Source organism: Methanobrevibacter sp., from assembly GCF_017432245.1.
Classification (GTDB): domain Archaea; phylum Methanobacteriota; class Methanobacteria; order Methanobacteriales; family Methanobacteriaceae; genus Methanobrevibacter.
Window position 1 is genome coordinate 1 of sequence record NZ_JAFRJO010000004.1, and the last position, 18,461, is coordinate 18,461.

An 18,461-nucleotide genomic window follows, 5' to 3' on the forward strand; every position below is an offset into this window, starting at 1 on the left:
AATTAAATTAAAAAAAATCTAGACTAATCATTAATTTAGATATATGTAACATAGTTTAAAAACTTTTATATAATATTTAAAAAAGCAAGAAGTTTTTAAAAAGTTCAAAATGAAAGATTAGATAAAAATAGTTAATAATATTGTAAAAATAATTAAAAATTGTTAAAAATAGTTAAAAAGAAAAAAAGAAAGAAGAAACTAGTATAGTAACTAGTAAATAAATATTTTGGTCAAGGTTTTTAGCCGAAGGCTAAAAAGCTTGGTTATTCATCTTCTTTTTGTAATCCACAAGCAATTCTTAATCTTTTACCGACAATTTCGATGTCTTCTTTTTCTTCAGCAGCTCTCATTTCTTTTAAGTTTGCTGCATCAGTTGCGTTTTCATCTGCAAATTGTTTTTTGAATGTTCCGTCTTGGATTTCGGTTAAGATTGCTTTCATTTCAGCTTTAGTTGCATCTGTAATTATTCTGCCACCTCTGGTTAATCCACCGTATTCAGCAGTGTTACTTACATCATGCCACATTCCAGCCATACCGTTTTCGTAGATGTCATCTACAATGAGCTTTACTTCGTGACAGGTTTCAAAGTAAGCGATTTCAGGTTGGTAACCTGCTTCAACTAAAGTTTCAAATCCTGCTTTGATAAGTGCGCTTAATCCACCACATAATACAGCTTGTTCACCGAATAAGTCAGTTTCAGTTTCTTCTTGGAAGGTGGTTTCAATTACACCTGCTCTGGTAAGACCAACAGCTTTTGCCATACCTAATGCAATTTGCAATGCGTCTCCAGTAGCGTCTTGTTCAATAGCTACTAAACCAGGAATACCGAAACCGTCTAAGTAAGTGGTTCTGACACGAGATCCAGGTCCTTTAGGTGCAAACATTACGATGTTTACATCTTCTCCAGGTTGGATTAAACCAAAGTGAATGTTGTAACCGTGAGAGAATGAAATAGTGTTTCCAGCTTCAACATAAGGAGCGATTTGTTCTTTGTAAACTTTTTCTTGGGTTTCATCAGGTAATAAGATGTGGATAATGTCTGCAGCTTCAGCAGCTTCTTCAATAGTTTTTACATTCATTCCATCATCAACAGCTTTTTGCCAGGATGAACCTCCTTCTCTAAGACCAACAATTACATTTAATCCACTGTCAGCCATGTTTCTAGATTGACCACGTCCTTGACTTCCGTATCCGATTACAGCAATGGTTTTGTCTGCAACGACTTCTGCGTCAACATCGTCATCATAATACATTTTCATCTTTATAACTCCTTTAAGTTTTTTTAATAATTTTGTAAATTTAATGGTTAATGATTTATCGCTTTATTTTTTTTAAACAATAAACCAATATATTCAATAGAGAAATTAGTTTATTGAAACGTTTACTAATTTGAGTATTAAATATAATGTTTATATATTTAATTTAATAGTTTATAAAACTTATCAATATGATTAATAGCATAATTAATAGCTAGTTAAAAAGGCTAGTGAAAAAACAATTTTTCATACATTTTTATGCAACAATTATATATTGATTAAGACATATAATGAAATACTATAAGAATTATTTTTAGATATGAGAATTATTTTTAGAAAATGTTATGATTAAGGGGAAAAGGATTAATGAGCGAAAATAAAGAAAAGAATGAAAATATTGAAGTGATTACAGGAGATCCGAAAAGGGCTATAAGAAAGCTTAGTGTACCAATGATGGTTTCTATGCTTTTGATCATGATGTATAACCTTGCTGACAGCATATGGGTAGCTGGTATCGGTTCAGATGCATTGGCTGCAATTGGATTCATCACACCACTCTTCATGGTTCTTGTAGGGCTTGGAAACGGTATCGGTTCAGGTGCAAACTCACTTATAGCAAGATATATCGGTGCAAATAATTTTGGACAGGCAAACAATGCAGGTTTGCATGCAATCGTACTTTCAATAGTTGTATCTCTCATATTTACAGTTATAATGACTGTATTGATGGTTCCAATTCTTCAACTTATGGGTGCAGGAGATACAATAGGATATGCACTCGATTACGGTTACATTATCTTTGGATTCCTATTCATCTTTGTTTTCTCAGGAGTATTGTCTGCAATATTCAGATCTGAAGGAGATATGAGAAGAGCTACAATAGCTATTGCAGTTACAGCTATACTCAACATTATCTTAGACCCTATTTTCATTTATGTATTGGATTTAGGAATCGTAGGAGCTGCATGGGCAACAATCATCTCATGTACAATGTCTATTCTTGTTATGAGCTATTGGATTTGGGGTAAAAAAGACCTTTTCCTTGATTTGAACCCTAAAAACTTTAAATACAATAGCGGAATTCTAATTGACACACTTCAAGTGGCTATCCCTTCAACCCTTGAAAACGTAATCTTTTCAGCACTTGCAATCATAATCAACTCAATGCTTGTTATTACAGCAGGAACTGATGCAGTAGCTGTATATACCGCTTCCATGAGGATTGTTCAATTATGTATGATACCATTGATAGGTATTGGAACAGCTGTTCTTACAGTGGCAGGTGTGGCATACGGTGCACACAATTATAAAAACCTTAAGATTGGGCATAGTTACTCCATCAAATTAGGATTTGCAGTATCAATCTTGCTTGGAGCAATCATGGTCATTTTCTCAAGCCAAATCGCTACAGCATTCAGTTATACAAATGCAAGTGCAGGACTTTCATCACAAATCGCAACTGCAATCAGCATACTAAGCTTTTTCGTGCTTGCAATACCTCATGGTATTATGTCTTCAATGATGTTCCAAGGAGTTGGAAAGGGGACATACTCCCTTATCATTACCCTTCTTAGATCACTCATCCTAGAATCTGTTCTAGCATACTTATTCTGCTTTATCTTTGGATGGGGAGTTGTTGGAATATATGCAGGAGTAGTGCTCGGTTGTTTCCTCGGAGGAACAGTTGGATATGTATGGGCTAAATTCTTCATTAAAAAGTTCGAAAAGATATCCAAAGACAGATACGATGGGGTTGAGTCATAAAAAGATAAATAAAACTAAATAAAAAAGTTTTTTTAAAAAATTATTAAAAATAGATAAATAAAATAATTAAAAATTGGTTTTATTTTAAAAAATAAAAAAAGTAGTTAAGAGAAATCCCCTTAACTAATGATGACCTCTTGCTATAGCAGTAGGTCCAGTACGAGCTATTTTCTTAATTCCGAATGGTTTCATCAATCTTAGGAATGAATCAATCTTTTCAGGATTTCCTGTAACTTCCATTGTAATGAAATCATCACATACATCAATGATCTTTGCCTTGAAAATATCTGCATACTCTATAATCTCAGACCTTGATTTTTCCCTTGTTGTCTTGACTTTAACTAAGCAAAGCTCTCTTTTCAATACATATTCAGGGTCAAGATCCTTAATCTTTACAACATCAACAAGCTTGTGCAATTGCTTGATGACCTGTTCCAAGACCTTTTCATCACCTTTTACAACGAAAACCATTCTAGCTAAACCTTCAACTTCAGATGTTCCTACAGTGATGCTGTCAATATTGAATCCACGTCTATTCAATAATCCTGCAACATTCTGAAGTACACCTGGCTTGTGTTCAACTAAAGTACTGATAACATGAGATTTTTCGCTCATTTATTTTCCCCCTTCTGCATTTTGAGAATCTTTAGAAAGTTCCACATCACTTTCATATTTATACTCACCAAGAAGGTCATTTATGCCTCCACCTGGTGGGAACATTGGAATGAACTCATTCTTCTCAACAGTAATGTCTACTAAAATAGCTTCATTATCTTTCAATGCTTTGGATAATACTTCTTGAGTCTTGCCTACTTCTTCAACTCTTACTGCATTGATGCCATAACTTTCAGCTAATTTAACAAAATCAGGAGTGCTTCCCATATCGGTTTGGGAGTATCTTTGATTGTACATCTTGTTTTGCCATTGGTAAACCATTCCTAATTTTCTGTTGTTTAACATAGCGATAACTACAGGAATGTCATACTCCTTGATTGTAGCCAATTCTTGGGAAACCATAAGGAATCCTCCATCACCTACAATTGCAAGCACTGCATCATCAGGACATGCAACCTTTGCACCAATAGCTGCCGGGAAACCGAATCCCATAGTTCCAAGACCTCCTGAAGATATGAACTTGCGAGGTTTTGAAATGTCTAGGAAATGTGCTGCCCACATTTGGTGAAGACCTACATCAGTGGTTACAATGGTATCTTCAGTGATTGAGTTTGCAATTTCCTTGATTACCTGTTGAGGTTTCAATGGTATATCATCATAGCTTACTCTTGGTATAGTAGATTTCTTGAATTCTACAATAGATTTTAACCAAGCAGTCTTATCGCTTGGATTGCCTTCTAACTCTTTAATCAATTGATTTAGTACTATCTTAGCATCACCTACAATAGGCAAGTCTACAGCAACATTCTTGCCGATTTCAGCAGGATCGATATCAATGTGAATGACTTTAGCATTAGGTATGAACTCTTCCAATTTACCTGTAGTCCTGTCAGAGAATCTGCAACCTATTGCAAGCAAACAGTCGGTTTTGTTTACATTTTGATTAGCTACCTGTTTCCCATGCATACCAAGCATGCCTATAGAGGAATCATCCTTTTCATCAACGATTCCTTTACCCATCAATGTAGTTGCTACAGGGGCATTGATCAATTCTGAAAGTTTCTTGACTTCATCATGAGCTCCAGACAATATGGTTCCTCCACCAGCTAAGATAAATGGCTGTTCAGCTTCAAGAAGCATTCTTGCAGCTTTTGCAATCTGTTTGCTGTTTCCTTTTACAGTTGGCTTATAACCTGGAGTAGGGATTGTTCCCAATACATAATCATCCAATTCTTGCTCTTGCACTTCTTTAGGAACATCAATCAATACCGGTCCGCATCTACCAGTTGAAGCAATTTCAAAACTGGTGTTTATGATGCTTGGAATATCGTTTGCATCTTTTGGCTGGTAAGAGTGTTTTGTAATAGGCATGGTAATACCCATAATGTCTACTTCCTGGAATGCATCATTACCAATCAAATTACTAACTACCTGTCCGGTAATCGCAATGAGTGGAGATGAATCCATATATGCATTTGCAATACCGGTGACTAAATTGGTTGCACCAGGGCCAGAAGTAGCTAAACAGACACCAACTTTACCAGAAGCTCTTGCATAACCTTCAGCAGCATGTGCCGCACATTGTTCATGTCTAACAAGTATATGCTTTAAGTCTGAGTCATATAGCATGTCATAAAATGGAATAACGGTACCTCCAGGGTAACCGAATATGGTATCTACACCGTTATCCTTTAAAGCTTGTATTATAGCGTCTCCGCCTCTCATTTTCAACCATCCTTTTCATTTAATAAATTCAATAATCATGATTTTAATTTTTGAAAATCCCGTTTTGAAAAAACAAAAAATTTTCTAAAATTTTTTTCAATAATTTGTAATATAATAATATATATCCTAAGATAGATATAAATATTAACATAAGTTTTTTAAAAATTATATACTAATAAAAACATAAATCATAATAACAAAGATTTTTAAAATAGATTTTTAAAAATTTTTTATTTGATAAAGATTTTATCTATAAAGATTTTATTTGATAAAGAATTAATCTTAAAACTCTAGAATGGAGATTAAAAATGAAAGTATTAGTTGTTGGAACCGGTGCAAGAGAACATGCAATCTGTGATGCATTGATAAAAGATGATGTAGAATTATATGCTTACATGAGCAAGAACAATCCTGGAATCAGTAAAATATCCACTTTTAAGAAGGGAGATGAAGGGGAAGTTGATGAAGTGGCTAAATTCGCTAAGGAAAATGAAATCGAATTGGCTGTAATCGGCCCTGAAGCTCCTCTTGGAAAAGGAATTGTAAATGCTCTTGAAGCAGTTGGAGTCCCTTGTGTTGGACCAGCACAAGAATCTGCAAGAATTGAAACTGATAAATCCTTTATGAGAAACCTATTTGAAAAATACCAAATCAAAGGATCATTGACCTACAAGGTATTTGATAACTATGAAGACATCAGCGATTTCTTGGATAAATACGAAAAGGATGTTGTAGTCAAACCTGTAGGATTGACTGGAGGTAAAGGTGTAAAGATCGTAGGTGACCATCTTAAAGATAACCAAGATGCAAAAGCTTATGCTAAGGAAGTTATGGACAATGCAATGGGAGGATTTGCACAAGTGATAATTGAAGAGAAAGTTGTAGGAGAGGAATTCACCATCCAAGCATTCTGTGATGGGGAAAACTTAGCTCCAATGCCTGCAGCTCAAGACCATCCTCATGCTTTTGAAAACGACCAAGGATTGATCACTGGTGGTATGGGTTCCTACTCTGATGTTGGAGGATTATTGCCATTCCTCACTCAAGAGGATTATGATGAAGCTGTTGACATCATGAAAGAGACCTTAAAGGCAATAGCTAAGGAAACCACTCCATACAAAGGAATTCTTTACGGTCAATTCATGTTATCCAATGAAGGCCCAAAACTCATTGAATACAATGCAAGATTCGGTGACCCTGAAGCAATGAACGTGCTTCCACTTTTAAAAACTCCAATGATAGATGTCTGTCAAGCTATTGTTGATGGAAAGCTATCCAATGTTGAATTTGAAGACTTGGCTTCAGTATGCAAATACATCGTTCCTGACGGATACCCAGATACTCCTCATGCAGGAGAGCTCATTGAAGTGGATGAGGAAGCTATTGAAGCGCTTGGTGCAAAAGTCTTCTATGCAGCTGTAAGCCAAGAGGAAGATGGAATCCATCTCTCAGGCTCAAGAGCTTTAGGAATTGTTGCTCAAGGAGAAACCATTGCTGAAGCTGAAAAAATAGCTGAAGAGGCTTGCAACTTAGTTGGAGGAAACGTTTACCATAGAAGAGACGTTGGAACTGCAGCTTTAATCCAAAAACGTATAGATCATATGGAAGCAATCAGAAACGAATAAGCTTTTAATCTGTTTTAGATTAATGGTTAAAGGTTAATTAGTTATTCATTAACTAATTAACAACTAATACTTTAATATAGCTTTAGATTATAACTTTGGATTATAATATTTAAAAAAATTATTCGGTGATTTTATGTCTAAATCAGCAAAGTCTAAAAACACAACCTTAAAAAAGGTGAAGAAATTAGAAAGACAAGGAAAATACCAAAAGGCATTAAAGCTTTGTGATGAATATTTAGACAGTACTGTCGCTGAAGAAAACCTTATTTTATTGAAAATAGATCTCCTTGTTGAGTATTACAATAACGATTATTTTATAGGATTGATAAATGAATATAAAATCAAATTAACTAATTTTTTAGATGAAAGCCAAGAAATAGAGCTTTTAAAAATCTACAATACACTTGACAATTATCTTGAACTAAAAACCCAAAATCTTGCAAATGAGGGAATAGTCAAATCTTATCTTGCTGGAGGATTGCTGATTGATAATCTGGAAACCATTTTGGTCTTGAATGAAATGGTGAAAGACAATTATGAAAGCATAAAAAGCGATGATGAGTTCATTGAAAACAAGGTTCCTCAAGAGCTAAAGAACTTTGTGGAAAATGTTTCAAAAACATCCTATCAATATCTTGAACTCATTCTAGAAAATCCTAAAGAGCAAATAGCAAGTTCCAATTTCAATCTCGATGCAATTAGAGATAAGTTAAGAAAATTCCTTGAACCTAAAAAAGAGGATTCCAAAGTCGATTCAGCTGAAGAAATGATTGAGGACACATTGCCAAAAATTGAAGAAACTGAAAAAATTGAAGAAACTGAACTAATTTCAGATGAAATGGATGAGCTTGGAGAAAAAAGTGTAGTTACTCTCGGAGAAATAATCAATCCAATTGAAAATGAGGACGAGGATGTTCTGAAAGCAGAGGATAAGACTGAATTTGCAAAAGAATACAGCATTGAAGAGGAAATCCAAGGTCTTAAAGATATTATTTCATATTTGAATGATAAGAATCAGTTCAAGAAAGCATTGATCTATCAAAGAAGACTTGTTAAATTGGCAAGGGAGGAAAACATTAAACCTCATCGTGAAACTGATTTAAAACAAAGAACACTTTCTGACTTTTAATATTAAAGTTGTAAATTCTTTTATCTATTTTTTAATGAGTGTAAACATAATTTTTAACCCTATTTTTTAAACTATTTTATACTACTTTTTAGTTTTTTATAAAAAACATGTATTTTAAAGTGATAAGTTTTAATATTATTAAAAATAAATATTTATTTTTATTATACTAGAAATTTATATATAATGCATATAAATTATTTTTAAGATTTAAATGAATTTTATGAAGGAGTCTAAATGAGAAGTCTATTATCAGTAAGTGATATTGAAGATGAAGTCACTAGAATCTTAGATATTGCAAGTGACTTCAAAGCAGGTAAAATGGAGGAAAAACCTCTAAAGGATCAAAAGTTAGCAATGATTTTCCAAAAATCATCTACAAGAACAAGAGTTTCCTTTGAAGTTGGAATGTATGAGTTAGGTGGAACCGCATTGTTCCTATCCACCAACGATATCCAATTGGGAAGAGGGGAACCTATCAAGGACACTGCAAAGGTATTGTCCAGATTCGTTGATGCAATCATGATCAGAGCTATTGAACATGATGATGTCATCGAGCTTAGGGATGAGGCAGATGTTCCAATCATAAACGGTTTAACCAATCTAGAACACCCTTGCCAAGCTTTAGCAGACATGTTGACTGTCAAGGAGCATAAGGGTGGATTTGATGGAAAATTCGTTTATGTAGGTGATGGGAACAATGTATGCAACTCACTTTTATTGATCTGCGGATGCTTAGGAATGGATATGGCTGTAGCTTGTCCAGATGAATATAAGCCAAATGCTGAAATTGTAGCTAAAGCAGAAGAATATGCTGCAAAAAACAATTCCACAATCACAATCACAAGTGATGTGAAAGCTGCTGTAAGCGATGCAGATGTTATCTATACTGATGTTTGGGTAAGTATGGGTGATGAGGAAGAAGCTGAAAAAAGAAGAGCTGACTTTAAGGAATATCAAGTTAATCAAGACCTTATCGATTTGGCAGATGATGACGTGATTTTCATGCACTGCTTGCCTGCAATCAGAGGAGAAGAGGTTAGTGCTGAAGTGATTGACGGACCTCATTCTGTAGTCTATGATCAAGCGGAAAACAGAATGCATGCACAAAAAGGAGTATTGTACTACTTCTTGAAAGAATTGCAAGATCAATAATCAAACTAATTGAAGATGAAAAAATTTATACTTATTTAGACAATTTGACGACTCCAAATCTCATTTGAAAAATTATCATAGAAAAAATTAATTATTTTATTTAGGGAAAGGGTGGAAACATGGACTTTAATGACCCTGCATTAGAACACTTAGTAAACAAAATTACAATTGCACTCCAAGAAAACAATAGGGAAGAGGCAGCAAGATATATGGATATTATCATTGAAGAGTATCCTGAAGTGGCAAATATCCTAATGAATTCTATAGAATTCCAAACATTGATGGCTGAAAATGAAGAAATGGCTGAAAACGAATCTCGTGCATTACAGGATGAGGATATCATCAAGCCTGGAAACAGCATGGAAATCGATGAGCAAAGGGTTATTGATGACATGAATGCAATGTTGGATATTGAGCCTAGCACTGCTCAGGAATTCATTCAAAAGGGAACTGTCTTGACAATTACCCAACAGTTTGAAGATGCTTTAGACTGTTTCAATAATGCATTGGAATTAGATCCAAACAACCTTTCTGCATTGATTTCAAAAGGAAACACTTACGAACTTATGGAAAATTACGAAGAGGCTTCCAAGGTTTATGATATCGTGATGGAAGTGGAAGCGACTGACATTTATGACTTAATGAGTAAAGGATATGTCCTTGAAAACCATCAAAGATTTGATGACGCTTTAAAAACCTATAATAAGGCTCTCAAATCTGATAAAAACAATTCCAATATTCTATTTTTAAAAGGAAGCTGTTTAATCAAGCTTCAAAAGCATAAGGAAGCTGTTCAAACCTTAGATGAATGCATTGAAAGATACAGCGACAATCCATATGAAACAATTTTCGAATTGGAAAATGCATACCACAACAAAGGTGTTGCATTGCATGCCTTAGAGGAAGATGACGAAGCGCTTGAAGCATTCTCCCTTGCACTTGGAATCAATCCAAACTATCATTACACATATTATGAGATTGGAATTATCCAAGAGGAACGAGAGAAATATGAAAGCGCTTTAAAGAACTATGAAAAATTCCTTGAATTTGACAACACTGACTCTGAAGTGGTAGAAGCGAAAGAAAGAGTAGAGAAATTGATATAACTTCATGCAATACAGTGCAAAATAGGCAGTTATTAAATAAAATAGTGGTAAAATGAGTTTTTTGAAAAGTAAACCTAGTCAAATGGAATTATATCCAATAATTACTGCATTGTTTTGCGGATGCCTTATAATTTCAAACATTCTTGCTTCAAAAACATTTTCATTATATGATATAATATTGCCATGCGGTGTAGTCATATTCCCACTCGTTTATATTGTAGGAGATGTGCTAACTGAAATCTATGGATTTACACTTGCAAAAAGAACCATTTATTTAGGTTTTATAATAAATTTAATAGCTGTCATAGCATATCAGATTGCCATATTTTTACCTGGAACAGATCCTGCAATTTCAAATGCATTCAGCATTATTTTAGGAAGCACTCCAAGGATATTGATTGCAAGTTTAATATCATATCTTGTAGGATCTTATGTAAACGCTTATTTTATGAAAGTACTAAAGGAAAAATACACAGATTACCTATTTGCCAGATGTTCAATAAGCACATTGTTTGGTGAAGGATTGGATGCAATAATCTTCATTACAATTGCCTTTGCAGGATTGATGCCTAATGAAGTTTTAATTACAATGATAATCTGCCAAGGGGCATTTAAGATAATTTATGAAATCATTGTATATCCAATAACAAGAACTGTAATCAATTGGATAAAATCCTTAGATGATGCACCATTTGCAAAAATAGCTTAAAATCCAACATCATCATTAAAAAAAATCTAATTTTATAATAAATCTATTTTTAAAAAATAATAAAAAAAGTAGTTGAAGAGCATATCACTCCCAACTATAGGAAATAATTTTGATCAAACTTTTGCGAGTCGAAGACTCGGAAAAGTTTGGCTACATCATCTCAGGAGCACTTACTCCTAAAATGTCCAATGCATTTCTTAAGGTGATTCTAGCTTTTTCAACTAAAATCAATCTTGCATTTTCCACATCAGAACCGATTACCTGTTCTGCCTTGTAGAATCTATTGAATGCACCTGCTAAATCCTGACAGTATTGAGCAATAGGATGCACTCTTTTTATATTTGCTGAATCTTCAATCAAGCTTGGGAATTTAGCAATCAATTTTACAAGCTCTTTCTCATTGTCATCCAATGACCAGTTATCTTCAGCTTGAATATTAGCTAAATCGATTCCTTTTTCCTCTTCAGCTTTTCTAAGTAATTTGCAAGCTCTTGCATGAGCATATTGAATTGATGCGCAACCTCTTTCAAAGCTTAAAGCTTCATCCCATTTGAAGGTAATGTGTTTTTCAGGGGATAATCTTGCAATGTAATATCTGATTGCACCAATACCGATTTGCTCAGCGATTTCATCAACGGTTGCCTCATCAAGTTCAGGTCTTCTTGAAGCGATTTCCTCTTTAGCTCTCTTTACAGCTTCATCCATCAATTCATCTACAGAAATGAATACTCCTCTTCTTGTAGACATGGATCCTTCAGGCAAGGTGATGAATTCATAGAAGATAACTTCCATCTTATCACTGTTTGGTTCAATCTCCTCAAGTATTTCAAGAGCAAGTTCCACTTGTCTTGCAGCCAATTTATGGTCAGAACCGAAGATATCCAATACCTTATCGCATTTCTTGCATTTGTAAATGTGGTATGCAATGTCTCTTGTAGAGTATAAACTTGTTCCATCTGCTCTTCTTAAGACAAGATGCTTGTCAATACCATACTCGGTTAAATCCAAGTACAATACATCCTCTTTTCTTGCATAGCCTATTTCATACAATTCATTGGTGATCTTGTCAACGATACCTGTTCTTACGAATTGTCCTTCCCAAACGAATGCATCATGCTTAACATTCATTCTTTTCAAGGTTTCCTTTACACCGTCAAGACAGCTGTTAACTGCATATTCGAACTTTTCGTCAAGTTCAGAAGGTCCGCCTTCATATTTTCTGATTGTTGCATCGACACCTTCACCTAATGACTCATCCTCTTTGAGCATTTGATTGACCTTGAAGTATAGCTCACCAACTTTGTGGTCAATCTTTTCGGAAGGCTGGTCTTCAAGTTTCAATCCTAACTCTTCCATACCGAAAACAATCATAGCCAATTGCCTTCCCATATCGTTTACATAGTATTGGGTATCCACTTCTCTACCAGCAGTGGTTAAAAGTCTTCTGAGTGAATCTCCGAGTACAGAGTTTCTGATATGGCCAATATGCAAAGGACCGTTAGGGTTAGCTGAAGTGTGTTCCAATATGATCTTTTCATCAACTTTCTCAAGGGTACCGTAATCCTCATCTACAGAATCCAGCAATTGCTTTGCAAAGATATCGTGATTGATGAAGAAGTTTACATAAGGTCCAGTCGCTTCAACTTTAGCGAATATTTCAGGAAGTTCTATCTTTTCTACAACTTCAGGAGCAATTAAATTTGGAGCCTTTCTTAAATGCTTAGCCAATTGGAATGAAACTGTGCTAGCTAAATCACCTAACTCTGGATTAGGCGGAAACTCCAACTTAATTTCATCATCAAAATCGCAGTCGAATTGATCAACTGCTTTTTTTAAAGCTTCTTGAGCTTCAGATTTTATTTTAAAGTACATATAAACACCGATAAATATAAATTTTTAATAAATTGAAAATGGATTTTTTCAAAACTTATAAAATAGCTTTCACCATAAGGCAAAACTAAAGCCATTTTCTATAAAAAAATTATTATAAAAATAATAAAAATAACGATTAATTAAATTGATTTGAAACATTAAACTATTAAATAAAATAGTTGCATCATCAATATAATTAATCATGAAATATTAAAGTCCTCTTATCCATATGGATATGTATCCTATTTTAGGAATAATTATAGGTTGACCATTAAAAGTTAAAACTCTAGAGGTAATCTGATTCTCAGTTACCCAATAAGGATCGGCAACATCATTATTATCCCCTTTAATCTTATAGACAATAGTGCTGTTTATTTGGCCTTTTTCAATCACTCTATGAATAACAGGCCCATTATGCCATTGGGCATCATAAACTACAATGTCTCCAACTTCAACATCAGCTGGATTGAACTCCTGCAATCCAAGTAAGTTTGCTTTTTCAAGCACTACAATGTCTCCTCTATACATAACAGGTTCCATACTGCCGGAGACAACCACATTCAAGTGTTGTGCAGCAATAAGAACAACAATGATAAGGACAATATAAACTGCTATTTCTTTTAAATCTATATCCAAAATAACACCTTTTCATATTTTTTTTAATTATTAAGATAATTATAAAAATTAAAAATTTAAATTCAAATTAAAATTTTTAATACTATTATAATATGAATAGTTTATATTATAAAATATTTAAATTTAATTAAAAAATGGTTTTTAAAAAAAATAGTAAAAAAATAGAAAAAAGAAAAAATAAAAAAGCTATCTTAAAATAGCTCCTTCATCTGCAGAGGAAACTGAACGTCTGTAGATGTTTAACCATCCTTTGACCTTTTTCTCAGGTAAGTCTGCATTTGCAATTCTTTCCTTGATTTCCTCATCACTTAATTCTACTGTGAGTTTTCCATTAGTGATGTCGATTTCAATTATGTCCCCATCCTTCAATGCTGCAATTGGTCCGCCACTCATCGCTTCAGGAGATACGTGACCTATGCAAGGACCTCTTGTTCCTCCAGAGAAACGGCCGTCTGTAATGAGTCCAACATTCTTGATTCCCATTCCCATGATAGCGGAAGTTGGATTAAGCATTTCTCTCATTCCAGGGCCTCCTTTTGGACCTTCACATCTGATTACAAGAATGTCTCCTTCATTAAGCTCATGATTGAAGATAGCTTCAACTGCATCCTCTTCACTATTGTAGACTTTAGCAGGACCTTTAAGTTGCATCATGTCTTCAGGTACAGCTGCAGACTTTACAATAGAGCCGTTTGGAGCAAGATTACCTTTAAGTACAGTAAGTCCTCCCGCTTCGTGAATAGGGTCATCAAGTGTGTGAATGACTCCATTTCCAGTGACTTTTGCATCTTTTAGGTTTTCTTCCAATGTTTTTCCAGTACAAGTCATTACACTGGTGTCGAGTTTGGATTCAATTGTCTTTAATACAGCAGGAATTCCTCCATCATTGTGCAAGTCTGCCATGGTGTCTTGACCTGCAGGGGATAAAAGTGCAATGTGAGCTACCTTATCACTGATTTCATCAAATAAGTCTAAATTTGCATGGACACCATGCTCTTCAAGCTCGTATGCAATAGCTGGAATATGAAGTGCGGTGTTACTTGATCCACCAAGAGCCATATCCATTGCAATAGCGTTTTCAAAAGCTGCTTGAGTCATGATATCAGATGGCTTTAAGTCCTCTTTTACCATTTCAACAATTCTTTTACCGCTAGCTACAGCCAATTCCTTTTTCTTATCACTTAATGCAAGAGCTGTAGCGCAGGTAGGCAAACTCATACCAAGAGTTTCAGTGATACATGCCATGGTGTTTGCAGTGAATAATCCAGAACAGCTTCCAGCTCCAGGACATGCACAGCATTCCAATTCATATAGTTCCTCTTCAGTAATCTTTCCAGAGGACAATTCACCAACCGCTTCAAATACAGTAATCAAATCTGCATTCTTATCATTGAATTTTCCTGGTTCCATTGGTCCGCCAGTTACAAAGATAGATGGAACATCAAGTCTTGCAGCAGCCATTAGCATACCAGGAACAACCTTGTCACAACTTGGAATCATAACAAGCCCGTCGAAGCAATGCCCCATGGTCATGCTTTCTACAGTGCTTACTACGATTTCACGAGAAGCAAGTGAATATTTCATACCGTCATGGTTCATTGCAATACCGTCACAGATAGCCATGGTATCGAATTCAAATGGAATTCCTCCGGCTGCTCTAATACCTTCCTTAACATATTCCACTAATTCCCTTAAGTGAATATGGCCAGGTACAATGTCTGTGTAACTGTTTGCAATTCCAATGAATGGTTTTTCAAAATCATCATCTTTTAATCCACAAGCACGTAAAAGAGATCTGTGTGGTGCTCTTTGGACTCCTGCTTTTACTTTATCACTGTTCATAATTATCATCCAATAAATTGTAAATTAGTAAAAATAATTTTTTAAATTTAAATCAATGATTTAAAGATTTTACTAATTATTTATTAGTAATTAATCTTTATTAAATTTAATTTAAAATAGTTTTTTAATAGTAATTAAAAAGAGTTGAGATAAAAAAATGGAATATAATTTTGAAAAAAAGAAAAAATGATTAAATCTAATCTGATTTAATCATTGTTAAAACCATTTTATATGGTCCATTAACTGCTTGCAAAGCATGTGGGACATTTGCAGGCATGATTAGGAATTCGCCCTTTTTGACTGTATGAGGTTCTCCAGCCAATGTGATTTCCGCTTCACCATCTATTATTTGAACCATAGCATCAAAAGGAGCACTATGTTCACTTAATCCTTGTCCTTTGTCAAATGCAAATACAGTTACAGTACCAAGTTCCTTTTTGATAACTTCCATGCTCACAACAGAGCCTTCCTGATATTCAATCAAGCTTTCCATTTCAATTGGTTTTCCTTTTAAATCCATAGTAATTTCTCCTATTAATACGTATTAATGTTAAACAATATTTATTTTTGCATGAATTTTAAAAAAAATGAGGGCTTATCTTTTCCATAAAAAAGATTTTTGGTTAAGGTTTTTGAGGCGAAGCCTCAAAAAGCTTAGCTCAAGATCTTCTTAATGTCTTCTTTTGGAGTTGAAACTGGAGTTAGATTGTAGTTTCCAACTAATACATTTAATATATCCTCATTAGCCCATGCAGGAAGAACAGGTCCAATGAACATATCGGTTTTTCCAAGGTATAACAAGGTCCAGAGGATAGCTGCTGCTTTCTGTTCCATCCAGCTTAAGACAATGGTAAGAGGCAATTCATTTAACTCCATTTCAAATAAGTCGCATAAAGCGACAGCTAAATCAATAGCTACAATAGCGTCATTGCACTGACCTAAGTCCAATAATCTTGGAATTCCTTCAATGTCTCCTAAGTCGAGGTCGTTGAATCTGAACTTATTACAAGCTAAAGTAAGTACAATTGTGTCTTCTGGCAATTCCTGAACAAACTCTCTGTAGTAGTTCATTCTTGGGTTTGGAGTGTCACATCCAGCTACAAGGAAGAATCTTTTTATTTTTCCAGCAAGCACTAATTCCTTGATTTGAGGTGCTAAGGATAAGATAGTGCTTAAGCCGAAACCAGTAGTAATGGTAGTGAGTTCTTCAGCTTCAGGACCTCCTAATTCGATTGCCTTATCGATTAATGGCTTGAAGTCATAGTCTTCGATTACAGTTGCGCCTGGAACCTTTACGATATCCATGGTAAAGAGTCTGTCTGCATAGTCATCCTTAGGAATCAATACACAGTTGGTGGTTCCTAAGATAGCTGCATTATACTCTGAAAAGATTTTCTTTTGATCAATCCAAGCTCCACCGATTTGACCTGCCAATGATTCGTATTTAGCAAGTTCTGGGTAACCGTGAGCAGGCAACATTTCACTGTGGGTGTAAACCTTTACATCTGTGCCTTCAGTTTGCTTTAACAATTCTTCTAACGCCAATAGATCGTGACCTGTTACGATGATTGCAGGGCCACCTTGAGCACCTACTTTAACTTCAGCAGGTACAGGTTCGCCGAACTTTTCAATGTGAGCTTCCTTAAGCATTTTCATAACTTTAAAGTTAGCTTCACCAGCATCAAGACCTAATTGGATAAGGTCTGCTGCATCGAAGTTTACATTGGTTAAAGTTGAGTATAAACCTTTAGTCAAGAATTCGTCCACTTCTTCATCTCTTGCACCTAATTCGTTTGCATGGTAATTGTAAGCTGAAATACCTTTCATTGCAAAGATTAAATTGTCTTGAAGTCTTGCAACAAGAGCATCCTTTCCACATACACCTTTTGCGGTACAAGCACTGCCTCTAGCAGTTTGGGAACATTGATAACAAAACATATTGAAATCGCTCATAATAACACATCCTTTTTTTAATAATTCAGATTTAATTTTTTTACATCGATTAAAGGAAAAAATGAAATTTTTTCTATCTTTTTTCCTTGTGTAATTAAAGGTATTTCTCATAGTGCTTATAAAGATTTTGTAACTAGTATAGGGTAAAAAGTAACAAAATATTTATAAAACAAATTTAATAAGTAAAATATAAGAAAAGATGATTATCTAATCTAAAATAATTTAAAGAGGGAAAATATGGAATCAATTATAGAATCTTTAGGAAAATTTGGACTTACCAGATACGAAGCGAAGGCATACATAGGAATGACCAATTTAATTTCAGGAAAAGCTGAAGAAATAGCTAAAACCTCAGAGATTCCAAGATCCAAAATCTACAATACCCTAAAGCAATTGGATAAGAAAGGATTCATTACAATAACCCATACAAGGCCTCTTGAATACCATGTAGTGCCTCCAAATGAAATATTTAAAAATAAGAAAGAGGAGCTTATTAAAGAACTTGAATCTTCCGAAGAGAAATTGGATGAAATCTATAATGACAACATATCTGAAATTCAAGCTCCAGTTTGGCTAATCAAAACAAGTGAGAATATTATCAATAAAGAGATTGAAATTGTTAAGAGGGCGCGTAAATCAATCAATATGAGAATAGGATTCCTCCTTGAAGGTGAAGGGGAAGCACTTATAAAAGCATTAAAAGAGCTTCCAAGAGGGATTCCAATAAAGATTCTTGCAACCCCTGAGTGTTACATTGATGGTAAAAAGCTGGAAATCATAAAGATGTTTGAAGAAGCCCGTTTGGATAATATGGAAATTATAGAAACAGACATTAAATTTGTTAAGATAGTCATAAGGGATGGGAAAGAACTGTTCCGTACAATAGTAAAATTTACAGGAGAAGAAAAATCAATTCTTCCGGAAACATCTGTTGGGGTTCAAAACAGATATGAAGACATCTGTAAAAACTTTGATGAACGTTTCCTGAATCAGTTCAATAAGATGAAAGCAAAAAAGAATAAGAAAATAAAGGAAAAATAGATTAAAAAATTATCAAAAAGGATTAATATATAATTT

At 34.4% G+C, this 18,461-nt stretch carries 15 protein-coding genes; 7 read left to right on the forward strand and 8 right to left on the reverse strand.

Going from position 1 to position 18,461, the window contains the following annotated elements; all coding sequences use genetic code 11:
• Positions 1 to 263: 263 nt before the first annotated feature.
• Positions 264 to 1,259 carry a ketol-acid reductoisomerase gene (gene ilvC, locus IJI80_RS00140; protein ID WP_292786243.1) on the reverse strand — a complete coding sequence of 332 codons (996 nt, stop codon included), beginning with the start codon at positions 1,257 to 1,259 and terminating at the stop codon, positions 264 to 266.
• A gap of 363 nt (positions 1,260 to 1,622) precedes the next feature.
• On the opposite strand from ilvC, the gene IJI80_RS00145 reads away from it, so the two are divergent.
• Positions 1,623 to 3,020, forward strand: coding sequence for an MATE family efflux transporter (locus IJI80_RS00145; RefSeq protein WP_292786246.1), 1,398 nt, complete (start codon positions 1,623 to 1,625; stop codon positions 3,018 to 3,020).
• Between the two features lie 123 nt (positions 3,021 to 3,143).
• Here IJI80_RS00145 and ilvN read toward each other — a convergent pair whose 3' ends face one another.
• The gene (gene ilvN / locus IJI80_RS00150) at positions 3,144 to 3,635 is read right to left on the reverse strand and encodes an acetolactate synthase small subunit (protein ID WP_292786248.1); all 492 of its coding nucleotides are present in this window, start codon (positions 3,633 to 3,635) and stop codon (positions 3,144 to 3,146) included.
• Positions 3,636 to 5,360 (reverse strand): acetolactate synthase large subunit, encoded by a 1,725-nt coding sequence (locus tag IJI80_RS00155; protein WP_292786250.1) that lies wholly within the window; start codon positions 5,358 to 5,360, stop codon positions 3,636 to 3,638.
• A gap of 308 nt (positions 5,361 to 5,668) precedes the next feature.
• Between IJI80_RS00155 and purD the strand changes: the two genes are divergently transcribed.
• From purD to IJI80_RS00180, 5 genes are all read left to right on the forward strand, one after another.
• A complete protein-coding gene (gene purD / locus IJI80_RS00160; protein ID WP_292786252.1) occupies positions 5,669 to 6,985 on the forward strand; it encodes a phosphoribosylamine--glycine ligase in 1,317 nt (438 codons plus the stop codon).
• Between the two features lie 133 nt (positions 6,986 to 7,118).
• The gene (locus tag IJI80_RS00165; RefSeq protein WP_292786254.1) at positions 7,119 to 8,114 is read left to right on the forward strand and encodes a hypothetical protein; all 996 of its coding nucleotides are present in this window, start codon (positions 7,119 to 7,121) and stop codon (positions 8,112 to 8,114) included.
• Positions 8,115 to 8,348: 234 nt separating this feature from the next.
• Entirely contained in the window at positions 8,349 to 9,266 is a 918-nt protein-coding gene (gene argF / locus IJI80_RS00170) for an ornithine carbamoyltransferase (protein WP_292786256.1), read from the forward strand.
• A gap of 119 nt (positions 9,267 to 9,385) precedes the next feature.
• Positions 9,386 to 10,372 (forward strand): tetratricopeptide repeat protein, encoded by a 987-nt coding sequence (locus IJI80_RS00175; protein WP_292786258.1) that lies wholly within the window; start codon positions 9,386 to 9,388, stop codon positions 10,370 to 10,372.
• Positions 10,373 to 10,424: 52 nt separating this feature from the next.
• Complete coding sequence (locus tag IJI80_RS00180) at positions 10,425 to 11,081, forward strand: queuosine precursor transporter (RefSeq protein ID WP_292786261.1); 657 nt, start codon at positions 10,425 to 10,427, stop codon at positions 11,079 to 11,081.
• A 150-nt stretch (positions 11,082 to 11,231) separates the two neighbouring features.
• Here the strand turns inward: IJI80_RS00180 and argS are convergent, their stop codons facing one another.
• The 5 genes from argS to hcp form a co-directional block, all read right to left on the reverse strand.
• Positions 11,232 to 12,953, reverse strand: coding sequence for an arginine--tRNA ligase (gene argS, locus IJI80_RS00185; protein ID WP_292786264.1), 1,722 nt, complete (start codon positions 12,951 to 12,953; stop codon positions 11,232 to 11,234).
• 210 nt (positions 12,954 to 13,163) lie between these two features.
• Complete coding sequence (locus IJI80_RS00190; protein ID WP_292786267.1) at positions 13,164 to 13,589, reverse strand: signal peptidase I; 426 nt, start codon at positions 13,587 to 13,589, stop codon at positions 13,164 to 13,166.
• A 186-nt stretch (positions 13,590 to 13,775) separates the two neighbouring features.
• Complete coding sequence (gene ilvD / locus IJI80_RS00195) at positions 13,776 to 15,431, reverse strand: dihydroxy-acid dehydratase (protein ID WP_292786269.1); 1,656 nt, start codon at positions 15,429 to 15,431, stop codon at positions 13,776 to 13,778.
• 196 nt (positions 15,432 to 15,627) lie between these two features.
• Positions 15,628 to 15,957, reverse strand: coding sequence for a cupin domain-containing protein (locus tag IJI80_RS00200; RefSeq protein ID WP_292786388.1), 330 nt, complete (start codon positions 15,955 to 15,957; stop codon positions 15,628 to 15,630).
• Between the two features lie 128 nt (positions 15,958 to 16,085).
• Positions 16,086 to 17,384 carry a hydroxylamine reductase gene (gene hcp / locus IJI80_RS00205; RefSeq protein WP_292786272.1) on the reverse strand — a complete coding sequence of 433 codons (1,299 nt, stop codon included), beginning with the start codon at positions 17,382 to 17,384 and terminating at the stop codon, positions 16,086 to 16,088.
• A 237-nt stretch (positions 17,385 to 17,621) separates the two neighbouring features.
• Here hcp and IJI80_RS00210 point away from each other — a divergent pair, with 237 nt between their 5' ends.
• A complete protein-coding gene (locus tag IJI80_RS00210) occupies positions 17,622 to 18,425 on the forward strand; it encodes a helix-turn-helix domain-containing protein (protein WP_292786275.1) in 804 nt (267 codons plus the stop codon).
• The last annotated feature ends 36 nt before the right edge of the window (positions 18,426 to 18,461 follow it).